This is a genomic window from Escherichia sp. Marseille-Q3837 (assembly GCF_916618735.1).
Classification (GTDB): Bacteria; Pseudomonadota; Gammaproteobacteria; order Enterobacterales; family Enterobacteriaceae; genus Escherichia; species Escherichia ruysiae.
The window spans coordinates 3,763,063-3,782,095 of the sequence record NZ_CAKAKC010000001.1 but is presented as its reverse complement, the minus strand read 5'-3'; the positions used below and the strand labels follow the sequence as shown (position 1 = coordinate 3,782,095).

16 protein-coding genes are annotated in these 19,033 nt (G+C 51.7%); 9 read left to right on the top strand and 7 right to left on the bottom strand.

Annotated elements, in window-relative coordinates; all coding sequences use genetic code 11:
- The first annotated feature begins 83 nt into the window (after positions 1–83).
- On the top strand, positions 84–2,696 hold the full coding sequence (gene pepN, locus LG381_RS18375) for an aminopeptidase N (RefSeq protein ID WP_222679833.1): 2,613 nt from the start codon (positions 84–86) through the stop codon (positions 2,694–2,696).
- Between the two features lie 193 nt (positions 2,697–2,889).
- Here pepN and ssuB read toward each other — a convergent pair whose 3' ends face one another.
- From ssuB to ssuE, 5 genes are read right to left on the bottom strand one after another with little or no spacing between them, the layout of a single operon-like run.
- Positions 2,890–3,657, bottom strand: coding sequence for an aliphatic sulfonates ABC transporter ATP-binding protein (gene ssuB / locus LG381_RS18370; protein ID WP_105289663.1), 768 nt, complete (start codon positions 3,655–3,657; stop codon positions 2,890–2,892).
- Complete coding sequence (gene ssuC / locus LG381_RS18365) at positions 3,654–4,445, bottom strand: aliphatic sulfonate ABC transporter permease SsuC (RefSeq protein ID WP_222679851.1); 792 nt, start codon at positions 4,443–4,445, stop codon at positions 3,654–3,656. Before ssuC ends, ssuB begins: the two co-directional genes overlap by 4 nt.
- Positions 4,446–4,456: 11 nt before the next feature.
- On the bottom strand, positions 4,457–5,602 hold the full coding sequence (gene ssuD, locus LG381_RS18360; protein ID WP_105280977.1) for an FMNH2-dependent alkanesulfonate monooxygenase: 1,146 nt from the start codon (positions 5,600–5,602) through the stop codon (positions 4,457–4,459).
- The gene (gene ssuA, locus LG381_RS18355) at positions 5,599–6,558 is read right to left on the bottom strand and encodes an aliphatic sulfonate ABC transporter substrate-binding protein SsuA (RefSeq protein WP_225762737.1); all 960 of its coding nucleotides are present in this window, start codon (positions 6,556–6,558) and stop codon (positions 5,599–5,601) included. The genes ssuD and ssuA overlap by 4 nt, the downstream gene beginning before the upstream one ends.
- Positions 6,551–7,126 (bottom strand): NADPH-dependent FMN reductase, encoded by a 576-nt coding sequence (ssuE, locus tag LG381_RS18350; protein ID WP_225762736.1) that lies wholly within the window; start codon positions 7,124–7,126, stop codon positions 6,551–6,553. The genes ssuA and ssuE overlap by 8 nt, the downstream gene beginning before the upstream one ends.
- A gap of 236 nt (positions 7,127–7,362) precedes the next feature.
- Between ssuE and pyrD the strand changes: the two genes are divergently transcribed.
- Positions 7,363–8,373, top strand: coding sequence for a quinone-dependent dihydroorotate dehydrogenase (gene pyrD / locus LG381_RS18345; protein WP_225762735.1), 1,011 nt, complete (start codon positions 7,363–7,365; stop codon positions 8,371–8,373).
- A 173-nt stretch (positions 8,374–8,546) separates the two neighbouring features.
- Positions 8,547–9,089 (top strand): cell division protein ZapC, encoded by a 543-nt coding sequence (gene zapC / locus LG381_RS18340; RefSeq protein ID WP_001220665.1) that lies wholly within the window; start codon positions 8,547–8,549, stop codon positions 9,087–9,089.
- Here zapC and ycbX read toward each other — a convergent pair.
- Complete coding sequence (gene ycbX / locus LG381_RS18335) at positions 9,086–10,195, bottom strand: 6-N-hydroxylaminopurine resistance protein YcbX (protein WP_000224255.1); 1,110 nt, start codon at positions 10,193–10,195, stop codon at positions 9,086–9,088. The genes zapC and ycbX overlap by 4 nt on opposite strands.
- Before the next feature lie 97 nt (positions 10,196–10,292).
- On the opposite strand from ycbX, the gene rlmKL reads away from it, so the two are divergent.
- The 6 genes from rlmKL to rmf all read left to right on the top strand — a co-directional run bounded on the left by rlmKL (position 10,293) and on the right by rmf (position 18,390).
- A complete protein-coding gene (gene rlmKL / locus LG381_RS18330; protein ID WP_001086527.1) occupies positions 10,293–12,401 on the top strand; it encodes a bifunctional 23S rRNA (guanine(2069)-N(7))-methyltransferase RlmK/23S rRNA (guanine(2445)-N(2))-methyltransferase RlmL in 2,109 nt (702 codons plus the stop codon).
- 11 nt (positions 12,402–12,412) lie between these two features.
- Complete coding sequence (locus tag LG381_RS18325) at positions 12,413–14,320, top strand: ABC transporter ATP-binding protein (RefSeq protein ID WP_000053066.1); 1,908 nt, start codon at positions 12,413–12,415, stop codon at positions 14,318–14,320.
- 188 nt (positions 14,321–14,508) lie between these two features.
- Positions 14,509–15,762, top strand: a complete 1,254-nt coding sequence (gene pqiA / locus LG381_RS18320) for a membrane integrity-associated transporter subunit PqiA (protein ID WP_105289665.1) — start codon at positions 14,509–14,511, stop codon at positions 15,760–15,762.
- 4 nt (positions 15,763–15,766) lie between these two features.
- A complete protein-coding gene (pqiB, locus tag LG381_RS18315) occupies positions 15,767–17,407 on the top strand; it encodes an intermembrane transport protein PqiB (RefSeq protein ID WP_000445527.1) in 1,641 nt (546 codons plus the stop codon).
- Positions 17,404–17,967 (top strand): membrane integrity-associated transporter subunit PqiC, encoded by a 564-nt coding sequence (pqiC, locus tag LG381_RS18310; protein WP_000759125.1) that lies wholly within the window; start codon positions 17,404–17,406, stop codon positions 17,965–17,967. Before pqiB ends, pqiC begins: the two co-directional genes overlap by 4 nt.
- A 255-nt stretch (positions 17,968–18,222) precedes the next feature.
- A complete protein-coding gene (rmf, locus tag LG381_RS18305; protein WP_000828648.1) occupies positions 18,223–18,390 on the top strand; it encodes a ribosome modulation factor in 168 nt (55 codons plus the stop codon).
- Between the two features lie 68 nt (positions 18,391–18,458).
- Here the strand turns inward: rmf and fabA are convergent, their stop codons facing one another.
- Positions 18,459–18,977 carry a bifunctional 3-hydroxydecanoyl-ACP dehydratase/trans-2-decenoyl-ACP isomerase gene (fabA, locus tag LG381_RS18300; protein WP_000227927.1) on the bottom strand — a complete coding sequence of 173 codons (519 nt, stop codon included), beginning with the start codon at positions 18,975–18,977 and terminating at the stop codon, positions 18,459–18,461.
- Between the last annotated feature and the right edge of the window lie 56 nt (positions 18,978–19,033).

Below are 19,033 nucleotides of genomic sequence, written 5' to 3'. Positions count from 1 at the left end.
AAGATGAAGATTCTGCGTAGCGAGATTTATGCAACAGGAATAGACTGAACACCTGACTCTATAAAAGATGCTAAAGGTTATTTATGACTCAACAGCCACAAGCCAAATACCGTCACGACTATCGTGCGCCGGATTACCAGATTACTGATATTGACTTGACCTTTGACCTGAACGCGCAAAAGACGGTGGTTACCGCGATCAGCCAGGCTGTCCGTCATGGTGCATCAGATGCTCCGCTTCGTCTGGACGGCGAAGCCCTTAAACTAGTCTCTATTCATATTAATGATGAGCCGTGGACAGCCTGGAAAGAAGAAGAGGGCGCACTGATCATCAGTAATTTACCGGAACGTTTTACGCTCAAGATTGTTAATGAAATTAGCCCGGCGTCCAACACCGCGCTGGAAGGGCTTTACCAGTCAGGCGATGCGCTCTGCACCCAGTGTGAGGCTGAAGGTTTCCGCCATATTACGTACTATCTTGATCGCCCGGATGTGCTGGCGCGTTTTACCACCAAAATTATTGCGGATAAAACCAAATACCCGTTCCTGCTTTCCAACGGTAACCGTGTTGCGCAAGGCGAACTGGAAAATGGACGTCACTGGGTACAGTGGCAGGATCCGTTCCCGAAACCGAGCTATCTGTTTGCGCTGGTAGCTGGTGACTTCGATGTACTTCGCGACACTTTCACTACCCGCTCCGGTCGCGAAGTGGCGCTGGAGTTGTATGTCGATCGCGGCAATCTTGATCGCGCGCCGTGGGCGATGACCTCGCTGAAAAATTCCATGAAGTGGGATGAAGAACGCTTTGGTCTGGAGTATGACCTCGACATCTATATGATCGTTGCAGTGGATTTCTTCAACATGGGCGCAATGGAGAATAAAGGTCTCAACATCTTTAACTCCAAATATGTGCTGGCGCGTACCGACACTGCAACCGATAAAGATTATCTCGACATTGAGCGTGTCATCGGTCATGAATATTTCCATAACTGGACCGGCAACCGCGTTACCTGCCGTGACTGGTTCCAGCTCAGTTTGAAGGAAGGCTTGACTGTTTTCCGCGATCAGGAGTTCAGTTCTGACCTTGGTTCCCGCGCGGTAAACCGTATCAACAACGTGCGCACCATGCGCGGATTGCAGTTTGCGGAAGACGCCAGTCCGATGGCGCACCCAATCCGTCCGGATATGGTCATTGAAATGAACAACTTCTACACCCTGACCGTTTACGAGAAGGGCGCGGAAGTGATTCGTATGATCCACACTCTGCTGGGTGAAGAAAACTTCCAGAAAGGGATGCAGCTCTATTTCGAGCGTCACGATGGTAGTGCTGCGACCTGCGACGATTTCGTTCAGGCGATGGAAGATGCGTCAAATGTCGATCTTTCCCATTTCCGTCGCTGGTACAGCCAGTCCGGTACGCCGATTGTGACTGTTAAAGACGACTACAATCCGGAAACCGAGCAGTACACCCTGACCATCAGCCAGCGCACACCAGCCACGCCGGATCAGGCAGAAAAACAGCCGCTACATATTCCGTTTGCTATCGAACTGTATGACAACGAAGGCAAAGTGATTCCGTTGCAGAAGGGTGGCCATCCGGTCAATCCGGTATTGAATGTCACCCAGGCGGAACAGACCTTTGTCTTCGATAACGTCTACTTCCAGCCTGTGCCTGCGCTGCTTTGCGAATTTTCTGCGCCGGTGAAACTGGAATATAAGTGGAGCGACCAGCAACTGACTTTCCTGATGCGCCATGCGCGTAATGATTTCTCTCGCTGGGATGCGGCGCAAAGCCTGCTCGCAACCTACATCAAACTGAACGTCGCCCGTCATCAGCAAGGTCAACCATTGTCTTTACCAGCACATGTTGCCGATGCTTTCCGCGCGGTACTGCTCGATGAGAGGATTGATCCGGCGCTGGCGGCAGAAATCCTGACGCTGCCTTCCGTCAATGAAATGGCAGAACTGTTCGATATCATCGACCCGATTGCCATTGCTGAAGTGCGCGAAGCTCTCACCCGTACTCTGGCGGCTGAACTGGCGGATGAGTTGCTTGCTATTTATAACGCGAATTACCAGAGCGAGTACCGCGTTGAGCATGAAGATATTGCAAAACGCACTCTGCGTAATGCCTGCCTGCGTTTCCTCGCTTTTGGTGAAACGCATCTGGCTGACGTGCTGGTGAGCAAGCAGTTCCACGAGGCCAACAATATGACCGATGCGTTGGCGGCGCTCTCGGCGGCGGTTGCTGCGCAGTTACCATGTCGTGATGCGCTGATGCAGGAGTACGACGACAAATGGCATCAGGACGGTCTGGTGATGGATAAATGGTTTATCCTGCAAGCCACCAGTCCGGCGGCGAATGTACTGGAGACGGTGCGCAGCCTGTTGCAGCATCGTTCGTTCACCATGAGCAACCCGAACCGTATTCGTTCGTTGATTGGGGCGTTTGCGGGCAGCAACCCGGCTGCGTTCCATGCCGAAGATGGCAGCGGTTATCAGTTCCTGGTGGAAATGCTCACCGACCTGAACAGCCGTAACCCGCAGGTGGCTTCGCGCCTGATTGAGCCGTTGATTCGCCTGAAACGTTACGATGCTAAACGTCAGGCGAAAATGCGTGCGGCGCTGGAGCAGTTAAAAGGACTGGAAAATCTTTCTGGTGATCTGTACGAGAAGATCACCAAAGCTCTGGCTTGATACAAACATGCCTGATGCGACGCTTGCCGCGTCTTATCAGGCAACCTGTTGAAATTGCTGGTTTTGTAGGCCGGATAAGGCGTTCACGCCGCATCCGGCAACCGTGCCCAACGGCCTGATGCGACGCTTGACGCGTCTTATCAGGCCTACAATTCCATTGAAATTGCTGGTTTTATGCGCCGCATCCGGCATATTAACCATGACGTCGAATCGGTTGTTCAGAATGCCCACGCTGCATCACCCGCTGCAACACTTCCGCTTCCAGCTCTGCTAATCGTACCGACCCTAACCGGCGCGGACGGGGTATATCCACCGTCAAATCCAGACCAATTTTTCCTTCTTCAATTAACAGCACCCGGTCAGCCATCGCCACCGCTTCGCTCACATCATGCGTTACCAGCAAGACGGTAAAACCGTGCTCCTGCCAAAGTGACACAATCAAATCCTGCATCTCCAGTCGCGTTAAGGCGTCCAGTGCCCCGAGCGGTTCATCAAGCAACAATAAACCCGGTCGATGAATTAACGCTCTTGCCAGCGCCACACGCTGTTTCTGCCCGCCAGACAGCGCCGCAGGCCATTCCCCGGCGCGATTCTCCAGCCCTACCGCAGCCAGCGACTGACGCGCGGCATTGCGCCACTGGCCTTTCAGACCTAACCCAACGTTATCAATTACCGATTTCCACGGCAGCAGACGGGCATCCTGAAACATCATGCGTGTATCGTCCTGAATTTCGGCAAGTGGCGTTGTACCCGCTAACACATCGCCTGCGGTTGGCGTTTCCAGCCCCGCCAGCAGGCGCAGCAGGGTACTTTTGCCACCACCGCTGCGACCGACCACTGCCACAAACTGACCCGCTGGAATATGCAAATCCAGGTGGTTCAGGACGATATTATCCGCGTAATGTTTGCATACCGCATTGAGCAACAGCGGTGTGCCCTGGTTCAGACGAGCAGTATTCATACCGTGGCCTCCTTCAGATGATAAGCCGGGTTCCAGCGCAACCAGAGGCGCTCTAATAGTTGCGCGCTGACGTCAGCAAGTTTGCCGAGCAGGGCGTAAAGAATAATGGCGACCACCACCACGTCCGTTTGCAGAAACTCCCGCGCATTCATTGCCAGATAACCAATGCCTGAATTGGCAGAAATGGTTTCGGCAACAATCAGCGTTAGCCACATCAGACCCAACGCAAAACGCACGCCGACCATAATTGAGGGCAGGGCTCCGGGCAGGATCACATGGATAAACAGCGGCACGCCGGATAAGCCATAGCTGCGCGCCATCTCTACCAGCCCGCGATCGATATTACGGATCCCATGCCAGGTGTTGATATAAATGGGGAATAGCGTGCCAAGCGCCACCAGGAAAATCTTTGCGGATTCATCAATGCCAAACCACAAAATCACCAGCGGGATCAGCGCCAGATGCGGTACGTTGCGCAACATCTGAATTGAGGTATCCAGTAGTCGCTCCCCCCAGCGCGACAGTCCGCTAATCAGTCCCAGAATCAAGCCCAGCGATCCGCCAATGGAAAAACCAATCAGCGCCCGCCAGGAGCTGATCGCCAGATGCTGCCACAATTCGCCGCTGGCTGAGAGCGTCCAGAACGCCGCGACCACCCCTTGCGGCGAGGGCAAAATACGCGTCGACAACCAGCCAACTGACGAGGCCAGTTGCCACACCGCCACGATGCCCACCGGTAAAAACCAGGGGGCAACGCGCAATAACCATTTTTTCACTGGCGTTGCCATCATCGTGTTCCTTAGCTTTGCGCGACTTTACGTGGGATAAACTCATTTGCCACCGCTTCGCCTTGCAGGTTCAGCGGCTGCGGTTGGGGAATCTGTGGGATGGCGACATCCAGATGTGGGAACAACAACTCGCCAACCCGATACGCTTCTTCCAGATGTGGATAGCCAGAAAGGACAAAACTGTCGATGCCAAGCGCGGCGTATTCGTTGATTCGCGCAGCGACTGTCGGCCCATCGCCCACCAGCGCCGTTCCGGCACCGCCGCGTACTAAGCCAACTCCCGCCCATAAATTGGGGCTGATCTCCAGATTGTCGCGCTTACCGTTATGCAGCGCCGCCATTCGTTGTTGACCGACTGAATCCGTCCGGGCAAATGCTTCTTGTGCTTTGGCAATCGTCTTATCATCAAGATGGGAGATTAACCGTTCGGCGGCCTGCCAGGCTTCGTCGTTGGTTTCGCGGACAATTACATGCAGACGAATACCGAAACGAATTTTGCGCCCATGCGCGGCAGCTTTTGCCCGCACTTGTTCGATCTTCTCTTTTACCCGCTCCGGCGGTTCGCCCCAGGTGAGATAAAGATCAACCTGTTCAGCAGCCAGATCCTGAGCAACGTCGGACGATCCGCCAAAGTAAAGTGGCGGATACGGCTGTTGAATCGGCGGGAAGAGCAGTTTTGCTCCGCGCACATGAATATGTTTACCGTTGAAATCGACGGTTTCTCCCTGCAATAAACGTCGCCAGACCTGAGTAAATTCCGCCGAGGCTTCGTAACGCTCGCTATGATCAAGGAACACGCCGTCGCCTGCCAGCTCTTGCGGATCGCTGCCTGTGACCAGGTTAAACAACGCGCGTCCATTAGAGAGGCGATCAAGCGTGGCAGCCTGGCGAGCGGCTACGGTAGGCGATGTCACACTTGGGCGTAGAGCGACGAGGAACTTAAGCCGTTGCGTCACCGGGATCATCGATGCCGCCACCAGCCACGCATCTTCGCAGGAACGGCCTGTTGGGATCAGCACGCCGGTATAGCCAAGACGATCCGCCGCTTGTGCAATCTGTTGCAGATACCCATGATCAACCGGGCGAGACCCTTCTTCCGTTCCCAGATAATGACCGTCACCGTGCGTGGGTAAAAACCAGAACATATTCAGACTCATAATTGTTTTCCTTCCAGTTGAGTGGGCTGCCAGATGCGTTGGCGGATATCGACTTTTTTCGGCACCAGACGATTTTCATAAAACAGGTCGGCAGTGTGTTGCTGTAAAGCAGCAACCTCGGCGTTCACGGGTTTGATGGTGGTAGGGGGGCGATGGTCAAGATATGAGGCAATGACCGGCGCCGGTAAACCCATTGTTTTTGCCAACAGGGCGATGCTTTGTTCGCGCTGGCTATGGGTTAACGCATCGGCCTCGCTAAAGGTTGCCAGTACGCCCTGAATAAATGCGCCGTTTTTTTCTGCATACGGACGGGCTGCCAGATAAAACGATCCGGTTTGATTGAGATCGGTGCCATCTTTCAGCACCCGCACGCCGCCCTGCAATAACGCAGCGGAATAGTAGGGATCCCAGATAGCCCAGGCGTCGACGTTACCCTGCTGAAATGCAGCGCGCGCATCGGCGGGCGTCAGATAGGTCGGCTGAATATCAGTGAAATTAAGCCCGGCCTGTTGCAGTGCGCGCAGTAAAAGGTTGTGCGAACTTGAACCTTTCTGAAACGCGACTTTGTGGCCCTTTAGTTCAGCCACAGTTTTGATCGGGCTGTTTTCGAGCACCAGAATCACTTCGGCTTTTGGTTTCGGTGGCTCGACACCGACGTAGACCAAATCAGCACCGGCGGCCTGAGCAAAAATTGGAGGAATGTCCCCCGTACTGCCCAGATCGATACTGCCGACGTTTAACGCCTCCAACATTTGCGGACCAGCGGGAAACTCCACCCACGAGATTTTGGTTTGCGGATAGCGTGTTTCCAGTAACTGGTGGCTTTTTGCCAGCACCATGCTGATGCTGCCTTTTTGATAACCTATCCGTAACGCTTCAGGAGAAGACTCCGCAGCAATCGTGAGCGTAGAGACGCTGAATAATCCCATCAGCACCAGTTTAAAAATATTACGCATGAGCGTTACCTCGCAGAGAGAGAAGGTCAGGAACCTGGACATCGCGGCGGTGCTGCGCCTGCCAGAAGGTATCGAGCGCGGTATCTAGACGGGATTGCAGATTCGGCGTGAATTGCGGCTTATGTTGGAAATCAAGCACCTGCGAGTCATCGGCAAATACGCCGTGTAGGATCTCCTGGGCTTTTAGTGCGCTTAAAACTGGTTTAAGTGCGTAATCAACCGCCAGCAGGTGAGCCACCGTGCCACCTGTCGCCAGCGGCAACACCACTTTTCCTTGTAGTGCGCGTTCTGGTAGCAGGTCGAGAAGCGTTTTCAGTGCGCCGGAATAGGCGGCTTTGTAGACGGGAGTGGCGACAATCAGCCCATCAGCCTCTTGCAACTGAGCGGTGAAAGTCTTGAGTGCCGGACTATCGAAACGGGCATAAAGCAAATCTTCCGGGGCGAAGTTTTGCAGATTCCAGTGATAAACTTCCACATCCAGGCCATTCAATTTTTCCCGCGCATATTCCAGCAAAGAGCTGGAGCGAGAAGGAAAGCGAGGACTTCCTGCCAGGGTAATGACACGCATACTCTCTCCTTATAACCAATAGTTCTTGTTTTGTTAAAATTGATAACAATTCGGTCAGTCTGACAGAGAGAGCTTGTGAGTCGAAATGATTTATCTGATGAAGAAAAGCAAAAAAAAGCATAAAAAAAGCACAACAAGAAAACGTTTGCTATTTATTGCCACAGGTCAATTCCCTTTTGATTCGAACTCGCACATAATACGCACCCGGTTTGCACACCGGGAATCCAGGAGAGTTCATGTACTACCCCTTCGTTCGTAAAGCCCTTTTCCAGCTCGATCCTGAGCGCGCTCATGAGGTTACTTTTCAGCAATTACGTCGCATTACCGGAACGCCGTTTGAAGCACTTGTTCGACAGAACGTTCCAGCGAAACCGGTTAACTGCATGGGACTGACCTTTAAAAATCCGCTTGGTCTGGCTGCCGGTCTTGATAAAGACGGGGAGTGTATTGACGCTTTAGGCGCAATGGGATTTGGATCGATCGAGATCGGCACTGTCACCCCTCGTCCACAACCAGGAAATGACAAGCCGCGTCTCTTCCGTCTGGTGGATGCTGAAGGTTTGATCAACCGTATGGGCTTTAATAACCTCGGCGTTGATAACCTCGTTGAGAACGTTAAAAAAGCACATTATGACGGCGTTCTGGGAATTAATATCGGTAAAAATAAAGATACACCGGTTGAGCAAGGCAAAGATGACTATCTGATTTGTATGGAAAAAATCTACGCCTATGCAGGATATATTGCCATCAATATTTCATCACCGAATACTCCAGGATTACGTACTCTGCAATATGGCGAAGCACTGGATGATTTATTAACGGCAATTAAAAATAAGCAAAATGATTTGCAAGCGATGCACCATAAATATGTGCCGATCGCAGTGAAGATCGCGCCGGATCTTTCTGAAGAAGAGTTGATCCAGGTGGCCGATAGTTTGGTACGTCATAATATTGATGGCGTTATTGCGACTAATACCACCCTCGATCGTTCTTTAGTTCAGGGAATGAAAAATTGCGATCAAACCGGTGGCTTAAGTGGTCGTCCGTTGCAATTAAAAAGCACAGAAATTATTCGCCGCTTGTCGCAGGAATTAAACGGTCGTTTACCGATCATTGGTGTTGGTGGTATTGACTCGGTTATTGCTGCCCGTGAGAAGATAGCAGCGGGGGCTTCACTGGTGCAAATTTATTCTGGTTTTATTTTTAAAGGACCACCGCTGATTAAAGAAATCGTTACTCATATCTAATTATTTCTTTCACTTTCTCTTTATAAGATAATCAGGGCTTTATTTTCAGCCCTGGTTGTTTTATATTCATTCCTGTTACTTATTTAGACATTTTGTACTTTTCTTGTTGAGGTTATTAAGCAAAGCGACAATGGAATGTGTTGCAGTGAATTTATAGGGTAGAGGAGAGGCATATGCGAATTAAACCAGACGATAACTGGCGTTGGTATTACGATGAAGAGCATGATCGAATGATGCTTGATTTAGCCAATGGTATGCTGTTTCGCTCACGTTTTGCGCGTAAAATGTTGACGCCGGATGCTTTTTCTCCTGCGGGATTTTGCGTTGATGACGCCGCGCTCTATTTCACGTTTGAAGAAAAATGCCGCGACCTTAACTTATCAAAAGAACAAAAAGCTGAACTGGTGCTTAATGCACTGGTAGCGATTCGTTATCTCAAACCGCAAATGCCGAAAAGCTGGCATTTTGTTTCTCATGGCGAAATGTGGGCTCCAGCGTCAGGTGATGCTGCCTGTGTCTGGTTAAGCGACACCAATGAGCAGGTCAATTTACTGGTTATTGAATCTGGCGAAAATGCCGCACTGTGCCTGCTGGCACAGCCTTGCGTCGTCATCGCCGGGCGCGCCATGCAACTGGGTGACGCCATCAAAATTATGAATGACAGGCTGAGACCGCATGTGAGTTATGACAGCGTCAGCCTTGAACAAGCCGTTTAACTTTTCAGTTTCAATGCAGTCTTCGGTACGCAACTACAGCAAAGAATTGTTCCATCGTCGCTCATAGCTGATTTTTTCAGCGGGGTGACTTCGCCTTCGAGAAGCTGAACACGACAACTTCCGCATATGCCGGCACGGCAAGAATAGGGAATACGAATCCCTTGATTTTCTAATTGTTCCAGCAGTACCTGTTGGTTATTACCGCGAAATGCCCGCCCTTGCCAGTTGATGTCAACATTCGCGTTTGGTTGTTGTGTCGCGGAGAAAGTATCGTCGGCTGCGGCCGCACCGTAGACTTTTGCCGGTGCTGTCGCCAGGATTTCCACCTCATCGCCAACACGGATAACACCACTGTTACGGGCAATTAAGTTTTGACCGAAATCGACATCGCCGTTATCCTGGGCTGTACGGAAAGATTGCAGCGTTTTTAATGGTTCGCCAGCCGGATGCTTTTGCCCTTTTTCCGGGCTAACGGTGGTGAAAATACAACGGCTACAAGGTTTCACCACATCGAACACCACATCGCCAATACGAATCACTTTCCAGGTGTCTTCTTCCCACGCGGCTACGCCAGAAACAACCAGATTGGGGCGGAATTGTTCCATTTTGACGCTTGCCGGACAGCGTTGTTGGAGATCGCGCAATGAAGCTTCATTGACGAGCAGATACGGATAGCCATCAGCGAATGACAGGGGTACAGTGTTGTGGCGTTTTACGCGCCGCGTCATCTGTGGCCCCACCCAGCGCAATTGCACGTCGCGGGAGAAAAATCCGCTTAACCATTTGTTTATCTCATCTGGCGCAATGCGCGCAGTAAAATGGTTACCCCACACTTCCGTTGGTGCGTCCTGTTCGGCGAAATCGGCAAAGCGTACCCACGCACTACTACCATCGGGCGCAGTGAGATGCAGACCGTCATGAACGGGAGATGGGGTAAAGCGCACCATCTGTGGAAACTGACGGGCGGTAATAAATGTACCGTCGGGTTCTGTCAGCATAAAAATGCGATCGAAGGCCAGCCCGCTGATATCTGCAAGAGCGTGTGTCAGACCGATGCCACGCATGGATTTAACAGGATGAATAAAAAGCCGGGTTAATGTCGCCACGGTGCGGTCCCCAAATGAAAATAAGCCCTCAACTTTATGACATGACGGACTTATTAGCTATAATGCGCAACAATTTTCTTAGAGTAAAAGTGACGATATGAATTCTCTGTTTGCCAGTACGGCCCGTGGGCTGGAAGAGCTGTTAAAAACTGAACTGGAAAACCTGGGGGCCGTTGAATGCCAGGTGGTTCAGGGTGGGGTCCATTTCAAGGGCGACACGCGGCTTGTATACCAGAGCCTGATGTGGAGCCGCCTGGCCTCGCGTATTATGTTGCCGCTGGGCGAGTGTAAGGTTTACAGTGATTTAGACCTCTATCTCGGCGTTCAGGCGATCAACTGGACAGAGATGTTTAATCCTGGCGCGACCTTTGCTGTCCACTTTAGTGGTCTGAATGACACTATCCGCAACAGCCAGTATGGCGCGATGAAAGTTAAGGACGCAATTGTTGATGCTTTCACGCGTAAAAATCTGCCGCGACCAAATGTTGATCGCGATGCGCCGGATATTCGCGTTAACGTCTGGCTGCATAAAGAAACCGCCAGTATCGCTCTCGACTTAAGTGGTGATGGTTTGCATCTGCGTGGTTATCGTGACCGTGCCGGTATTGCGCCAATCAAAGAAACACTGGCGGCAGCCATTGTGATGCGATCTGGCTGGCAGCCAGGAACACCACTGCTCGACCCGATGTGTGGTTCCGGTACGTTGCTGATTGAAGCCGCGATGCTGGCGACCGACCGCGCGCCGGGCTTGCACCGTGGGCGTTGGGGATTTAGCGGCTGGGCGCAGCACGACGAAGCCATCTGGCAGGAAGTGAAAGCGGAAGCACAAACTCGCGCCCGTAAAGGTCTGGCAGAATACAGCTCTCATTTCTACGGTTCCGACAGCGATGCGCGGGTGATTCAACGTGCGCGTACTAACGCCCGCTTGGCGGGGATTGGCGAACTGATCACTTTTGAGGTGAAAGATGTCGCGCAACTGACCAATCCGCTACCAAAAGGACCGTATGGCACCGTACTGAGCAACCCGCCATACGGTGAGCGTCTGGACAGCGAACCGGCGCTGATTGCGCTGCATAGCCTGCTGGGCCGAATCATGAAAAACCAGTTCGGTGGCTGGAATCTCTCTTTATTCAGCGCCTCGCCGGATTTGTTAAGTTGTCTGCAATTGCGCGCAGACAAACAGTACAAGGCGAAAAATGGCCCGCTGGACTGCGTGCAGAAAAACTACCACGTTGCCGAAAGTACCCCGGACAGCAAACCGGCGATGGTGGCGGAAGATTACGCCAACCGTCTGCGTAAGAACCTGAAGAAATTCGAAAAATGGGCGCGGCAGGAAGGGATTGAATGTTACCGCCTGTATGACGCCGATTTGCCAGAATACAACGTCGCTGTTGACCGCTACGCCGACTGGGTGGTCGTGCAGGAGTACGCGCCGCCGAAGACCATCGATGCGCACAAAGCGCGTCAACGTTTGTTCGATATTATCGCTGCGACCATTTCGGTACTGGGGATTGCGCCAAACAAACTGGTGCTGAAAACCCGTGAACGCCAGAAGGGCAAAAATCAGTATCAGAAACTGGGCGAGAAGGGCGAGTTTCTTGAAGTCACCGAATATAACGCGCACCTGTGGGTGAACCTGACGGATTACCTTGATACGGGTTTGTTCCTCGATCACCGTATCGCCCGTCGTATGCTCGGTCAGATGAGTAAAGGCAAAGATTTCCTCAACCTGTTCTCCTATACCGGTAGCGCCACCGTGCACGCGGGCTTAGGCGGCGCGCGCAGCACCACCACAGTGGATATGTCGCGTACTTATCTGGAGTGGGCAGAACGCAACCTGCGTCTGAATGGCTTAACCGGCCGTGCGCATCGCCTGATTCAGGCCGATTGTCTGGCGTGGTTGCGTGAAGCTAATGAACAGTTCGATCTGATTTTTATCGATCCGCCAACCTTCTCTAACTCAAAACGAATGGAAGATGCGTTTGATGTTCAGCGCGATCATCTGGCGCTGATGAAAGATTTGAAGCGTCTGCTGCGTGCTGGCGGGACGATCATGTTCTCGAACAACAAGCGTGGCTTCCGTATGGATCTTGACGGACTGGCAAAACTGGGACTGAAAGCACAAGAAATTACGCAAAAAACGCTCTCCCAGGATTTCGCCCGTAACCGCCAGATCCACAACTGCTGGCTGATTACCGCAGCCTGAAAGGAATAGTAATGTCATTAATCAGTATGCATGGCGCATGGCTGTCGTTCAGCGACGCGCCGCTTCTCGATAACGCAGAACTGCATATCGAAGATAACGAACGTGTTTGTCTGGTGGGCCGTAACGGCGCAGGCAAATCGACGTTAATGAAAATCCTCAACCGTGAACAGGGGCTGGATGACGGTCGGATAATCTATGAGCAAGATTTGATCGTTGCGCGTTTGCAACAAGATCCGCCGCGTAACGTTGAGGGCAGCGTTTATGATTTCGTTGCCGAAGGCATCGAAGAACAGGCGGAATACCTGAAACGCTATCACGATATTTCGCGCCTGGTGATGAATGACCCGAGCGAGAAAAATCTCAATGAACTGGCGAAAGTCCAGGAGCAGCTTGATCACCATAATCTGTGGCAACTGGAAAACCGCATCAACGAAGTATTGGCACAGCTGGGATTAGACCCCAATGCTGCGCTGTCGTCACTTTCCGGCGGTTGGTTGCGTAAAGCGGCGTTGGGACGCGCGTTGGTGAGCAATCCGCGCGTGTTACTGCTCGACGAACCGACTAACCACCTGGATATCGAAACCATCGACTGGCTGGAAGGGTTCCTTAAAACCTTCAATGGGACGATTATTTTCATCTCCCACGACCGTTCGTTTATTCGCAATATGGCGACGCGCATTGTTGATCTCGATCGCGGCAAGCTGGTGACCTATCCAGGGAATTACGACCAGTACCTGCTGGAAAAAGAAGAAGCCCTGCGCGTGGAAGAGCTGCAAAACGCCGAGTTCGACCGCAAACTGGCGCAGGAAGAGGTGTGGATCCGTCAGGGGATCAAAGCGCGTCGTACCCGTAACGAAGGTCGCGTGCGTGCATTGAAAGCGATGCGTCGTGAACGTAGCCAACGCCGGGAGGTAATGGGTACGGCGAAGATGCAGGTCGAAGAAGCCAGCCGCTCCGGTAAAATAGTCTTTGAAATGGAAGATGTTTGCTATCAGGTTGAGGGCAAACAACTGGTGAAAGACTTTTCCGCTCAGGTACAACGTGGCGACAAAATTGCGCTGATTGGCCCGAATGGCTGCGGTAAAACCACGCTGTTAAAACTGATGCTGGGGCAACTTCAGCCAGACAGCGGACGTATTCACGTTGGCACCAAACTTGAAGTGGCTTATTTCGATCAGCACCGCGCGGAACTGGATCCCGATAAAACGGTGATGGATAACCTTGCCGAAGGTAAGCAAGAGGTGATGGTTAACGGTAAACCACGCCACGTGCTGGGTTATTTGCAGGACTTCCTGTTCCATCCGAAACGGGCGATGACGCCGGTACGTGCGCTTTCTGGCGGGGAACGTAACCGTCTGCTGTTAGCACGTTTGTTCCTTAAGCCAAGCAATTTACTGATCCTCGACGAACCGACCAACGACCTTGACGTCGAAACGCTCGAACTGCTTGAAGAGCTAATCGACAGCTACCAGGGGACGGTGTTGTTAGTAAGCCACGATCGTCAGTTTGTCGATAACACTGTGACAGAATGCTGGATCTTCGAAGGCGGCGGCAAAATTGGTCGTTATGTTGGCGGTTATCATGATGCCCGTGGTCAGCAAGAACAGTATGTGGCGCTTAAACAGCCGGTGGTGAAAAAAACCGAAGAAGCGGCAGCGCCAAAAGCAGAAACTGTAAAACGCAACACTAGCAAACTAAGCTATAAATTGCAGCGCGAACTGGAACAGCTTCCGCAATTGCTTGAAGATCTGGAAGCGAAGCTGGAAGCCTTACAGGCGCAGGTGGCAGATGCCTCCTTCTTCAGCCAGTCTCATGAACATACGCAAAAAGTGCTCGCTGATCTGGCTGCTGCGGAGCAGGAGCTGGAGCAGGCTTTTGAACGCTGGGAGTATCTTGAAGCGTTAAAAAATGGTGGCTGATCGCAAAACAGTTGATTGATATAGAGGCTGATGACAAAGGTAAAGTTGCCTGATGCGCTACGCTTATCAGGCATGGGGGAAATCATTTGTATTCTCTCAGACCGGTAAAGGCACCAATGCTGCATCCGGCATGAAAAAAGGACACTTTGTCAGCAATCTGTAGAATAGCGCATCATTAAGGAGTACCAATGTGCGAACATCATCATGCCGCGAAGCATATCTTGTGCTCGCAGTGTGACATGCTGGTGGCATTACCCCACCTTGAGCATGGTCAGAAAGCGGCATGTCCTCGGTGTGGCACAACGTTAACCGTTGCGTGGGACGCGCCCCGGCAGCGTCCTACCGCCTATGCGTTGGCCGCACTGTTCATGCTGTTGCTGTCCAACTTATTCCCTTTTGTGAATATGAACGTCGCAGGAGTTACCAGTGAAATTACATTACTGGAAATTCCGGGCGTGCTGTTTTCTGAGGACTACGCCAGCCTCGGCACTTTTTTCTTGTTGTTTGTGCAACTGGTTCCTGCATTTTGCCTGGTTACCATACTGCTTCTGGTGAATCGCGCCGAATTACCGGTACGTCTGAAAGAGCAACTGGCACGGGTGCTCTTTCAACTCAAAACCTGGGGAATGGCAGAGATTTTCCTCGCGGGTGTGCTGGTCAGTTTCGTCAAACTGATGGCCTACGGCAGTATTGGTGTGGGCAGCAGTTTTCTCCCCTGGTGTTTATTTTGTGTGCTGCAACTGCGCGCCTTCCAGTGCGTTGATCGTCGCTGGTTGTGGGATGATATCGCGCCGATGCCAGAGCTACTTAAGCCGTTAAAACCGGGCATTACGGGTATCCGACAAGGATTGCGCTCTTGCTCTTGCTGTACGGCGATCCTTCCCGCCGATGAAACGGTGTGTCCACGTTGCGGTACGAAAGGATACGTTCGGCGCAGAAATAGCCTGCAATGGACGCTGGCGCTGCTTGTTACGTCCATCATGCTGTATCTCCCGGCTAATCTTTTACCCATCATGGTGACTGATTTATTAGGCTCTAAGATGCCGTCAACGATTCTCGCCGGGGTCATCCTGTTGTGGAGTGAAGGCTCTTATCCTGTTGCTGCAGTTATCTTTTTAGCCAGTATCATGGTGCCAACGTTAAAGATGATCGCCATCGCATGGTTGTGCTGGGATGCCAAAGGGCACGGCAAGCGTGACAGCGAAAGAATGCATTTGATTTATGAAGTTGTTGAGTTTGTAGGCCGCTGGTCGATGATTGACGTTTTCGTGATTGCGGTGCTCTCGGCGCTGGTGCGTATGGGAGGTTTAATGAGTATTTATCCTGCAATGGGTGCGTTAATGTTTGCTTTAGTCGTCATAATGACAATGTTTTCTGCAATGACGTTTGATCCACGCTTGTCGTGGGATCGTCAACCTGAATCAGTGCATGAGGAGTCCTGACAGTATGGAATCTAATAATGGGGAAGCCAAAATCCAGAAAGTGAAGAACTGGTCTCCCGTGTGGATATTTCCTATCGTCACGGCGCTTATAGGGGCGTGGGTTCTTTTTTATCATTACAGCCATCAGGGACCGGAAGTTACCCTGATCACCGCGAATGCGGAAGGGATTGAGGGCGGCAAGACTACCATTAAAAGCCGTAGTGTTGACGTCGGCGTGGTCGAGAGCGCAACGCTAGCCGATGATTTGACGCACGTTGAAATCAAAGCGCGCCTGAACGCCGGTATGGAGAAGCTGCTGCATAAAGATACCGTCTTCTGGGTGGTAAAACCGCAGATAGGTCGAGAAGGTATTAGCGGCCTGGGCACACTGCTTTCCGGTGTGTATATCGAACTGCAACCGGGGGCGAAAGGCAGCAAACAGGCAAGTTATGATTTGCTCGATTCGCCACCGCTGGCACCGCCTGATGCGAAAGGTATTCGTGTGATTCTTGATAGCAAAAAAGCCGGACAACTCTCGCCGGGAGATCCGGTGCTGTTCCGTGGCTATCGGGTAGGTTCGGTTGAAACCAGCACCTTCGATACGCAAAAACGCAATATCAGCTATCAACTGTTTATCAATGCACCTTATGACCGGTTGGTGACCGGCAATGTTCGCTTCTGGAAAGATAGTGGCATTGCGGTTGATCTGACGTCAGCGGGAATGCGCGTAGAGATGGGATCGTTGACAACGCTACTCAGCGGCGGCGTCAGCTTTGACGTGCCTGAAGGTCTGGATTTAGGGCAGCCTGTTGCGCCGAAAACCGCATTCGTTTTGTATGACGACCAGAAGAGCATTCAGGATTCGCTATACACCGATCACATTGACTATCTGATGTTCTTTAAAGATTCGGTACGTGGCCTGCAGCCTGGCGCTCCGGTAGAATTCCGGGGTATTCGCCTGGGTACAGTAAGTAAAGTTCCTTTCTTTGCGCCGAATATGCGTCAGACATTTAATGATGATTACCGTATTCCGGTACTCATACGCATCGAACCGGAACGGCTGAAAATGCAGCTTGGCGAAAATGCGGATGTCGTTAAGCACCTTGGAGAGTTGTTGAAACGTGGCTTGCGCGGATCGCTGAAGACCGGAAATCTGGTCACTGGTGCGCTCTATGTTGATCTCGATTTCTATCCAAATACGCCTGCAATAACCGGTATTCGTGAATTTAATGGTTATCAGATTATCCCGACCGTTAGCGGCGGTCTGGCGCAAATCCAGCAACGTCTGATGGAAGCATTAGATAAGATCAACAAGCTGCCGTTGAATCCGATGATTGAGCAGGCGACCAGTACGCTGTCTGAAAGCCAGCGCACGATGAAAAACCTGCAAACGACGCTGGATAGTATGAACAAGATCCTCGCCAGCCAGTCGATGCAGCAGTTGCCAACGGATATGCAGTCAACGTTGCGTGAGCTGAATCGCAGTATGCAGGGCTTCCAGCCAGGCTCCGCAGCCTACAACAAGATGGTAGCGGATATGCAGCGGCTTGATCAGGTGTTGCGTGAACTGCAACCGGTGCTGAAAACGCTTAACGAGAAGAGTAACGCGCTGGTATTTGAAGCGAAGGACAAAAAAGATCCAGAGCCGAAGAGGGCGAAACAATGAAAAAGTGGCTAGTGACGATTGCGGCACTGTGGCTGGCCGGATGCAGCTCCGGCGAGATCAATAAAAACTATTACCAGTTACCTGTTGTGCAGAGCGGTACGCAAAGTACCGCCAGCCAGGGCAATCGCCTGTTATGGGTAGAGCAAGTCGTTGTTCCAGACTATCTGGCGGGGAATGGGGTGGTTTATCAGACCAGTGATGTGAAGTATGTGATTGCCAACAACAACCTGTGGGCCAGCCCGCTGGATCAACAGTTGCGCAACACCCTGGTGGCGAATCTGAGTACGCAACTCCCCGGTTGGGTGGTTGCCTCCCAGCCTCTGGGAAGCGCACAGGACACGCTCAACGTAACCGTAACGGAGTTTAACGGTCGCTATGATGGCAAGGTCATTGTCAGCGGCGAGTGGTTGTTGAATCACCAGGGACAATTGATCAAACGACCGTTCCGTCTGGAAGGGGTGCAAAATCAGGATGGCTACGATGAAATGGTCAAAGTGCTGGCCAGTGTCTGGAGTCAGGAAGCCGCTGCTATTGCGCAAGAGATAAAGCGTCTACCTTAATTATAAATATTTGTAAATATAACCGTCTCCGGCATGTAGCCTGAGGCGGTTTTTTTGTTTAATTCACCGAGAAAAACTTGTTCCGCTTCACATTTTTTGTACAACCAACATGCCCGTGTGGCTCACAAATATGACAGTGGCGTGAATTTTGCGCATTGACGGCAGTTATGATTCGCGGTATTGCTTAACTGTGATTGCACATTTAGTAATCACTGTTTTCTTTTCCACCAGAAACCAGTATGAGGGAAACGAGGCATGAAGAGACAAAAACGAGATCGCCTGGAACGGGCACATCAACGTGGTTATCAGGCCGGCATCGCCGGACGCTCAAAAGAAATGTGTCCCTATCAGACGCTGAATCAAAGGTCACAATGGCTGGGAGGCTGGCGAGAAGCCATGGCGGACAGGGTAGTAATGGCCTGATTCTGTCTCTTTAAAAAGAAACCTCCGCAATGCGGAGGTTTCGCCTTTAATATGTAGCCTGATTTAAATCAGAATGCAGAAGTATCCTGGAACAGACCGACTTTCAGGTCGCTGGCGGTGTAGATCAGACGACCATCTACCAGTACTTCGCCGTCTGCCAGACCCATGATCAAGCGACGGTTAACAATGCGTTTAAAGTGAATACGGTAGGTCACTTTTTTCGCGGTAGGTAGAACCTGACCAGTGAACTTCACTTCGCCTACACCCAGTGCGCGGCCTTTACCTTCGCCGCCCAGCCAGCCAAGGTAGAACCCTACCAGCTGCCACATCGCATCCAGACCCAGACATCCCGGCATTACCGGATCGCCGATGAAGTGGCAGCCGAAGAACCATAGGTCTGGATTGATATCCAGTTCTGCTTCGACATAGCCTTTGTCGAAGTTACCACCGGTCTCGGTCATTTTGACCACTCGATCCATCATCAGCATGTTTGGTGCTGGCAATTGCGGGCCTTTAGCGCCAAACAGTTCTCCGCGACCAGAGGCAAGAAGGTCTTCTTTTGTATAGGATTCGCGTTTATCTACCATGTTCTCTGTAAGCCTTATTTTAGTGAAGCACGCAGGATAGCTAACACGTGTACGCT

Excerpts from the sequence above, each read along its gene's own strand:
- pepN (WP_222679833.1), top strand. The coding sequence starts at position 84 with ATGACTCAACAGCCACAAGCCAAATACCGTCACGACTATCGTGCGCCG.
- ssuB (WP_105289663.1), bottom strand. The coding sequence starts at position 3,657 with ATGAATACTGCTCGTCTGAACCAGGGCACACCGCTGTTGCTCAATGCG.
- ssuC (WP_222679851.1), bottom strand. The coding sequence starts at position 4,445 with ATGGCAACGCCAGTGAAAAAATGGTTATTGCGCGTTGCCCCCTGGTTT.
- ssuD (WP_105280977.1), bottom strand. The coding sequence starts at position 5,602 with ATGAGTCTGAATATGTTCTGGTTTTTACCCACGCACGGTGACGGTCAT.
- ssuA (WP_225762737.1), bottom strand. The coding sequence starts at position 6,558 with ATGCGTAATATTTTTAAACTGGTGCTGATGGGATTATTCAGCGTCTCT.
- ssuE (WP_225762736.1), bottom strand. The coding sequence starts at position 7,126 with ATGCGTGTCATTACCCTGGCAGGAAGTCCTCGCTTTCCTTCTCGCTCC.
- pyrD (WP_225762735.1), top strand. The coding sequence starts at position 7,363 with ATGTACTACCCCTTCGTTCGTAAAGCCCTTTTCCAGCTCGATCCTGAG.
- zapC (WP_001220665.1), top strand. The coding sequence starts at position 8,547 with ATGCGAATTAAACCAGACGATAACTGGCGTTGGTATTACGATGAAGAG.
- rlmKL (WP_001086527.1), top strand. The coding sequence starts at position 10,293 with ATGAATTCTCTGTTTGCCAGTACGGCCCGTGGGCTGGAAGAGCTGTTA.
- LG381_RS18325 (WP_000053066.1), top strand. The coding sequence starts at position 12,413 with ATGTCATTAATCAGTATGCATGGCGCATGGCTGTCGTTCAGCGACGCG.
- pqiA (WP_105289665.1), top strand. The coding sequence starts at position 14,509 with ATGTGCGAACATCATCATGCCGCGAAGCATATCTTGTGCTCGCAGTGT.
- pqiB (WP_000445527.1), top strand. The coding sequence starts at position 15,767 with ATGGAATCTAATAATGGGGAAGCCAAAATCCAGAAAGTGAAGAACTGG.
- pqiC (WP_000759125.1), top strand. The coding sequence starts at position 17,404 with ATGAAAAAGTGGCTAGTGACGATTGCGGCACTGTGGCTGGCCGGATGC.
- rmf (WP_000828648.1), top strand. The coding sequence starts at position 18,223 with ATGAAGAGACAAAAACGAGATCGCCTGGAACGGGCACATCAACGTGGT.
- fabA (WP_000227927.1), bottom strand. The coding sequence starts at position 18,977 with ATGGTAGATAAACGCGAATCCTATACAAAAGAAGACCTTCTTGCCTCT.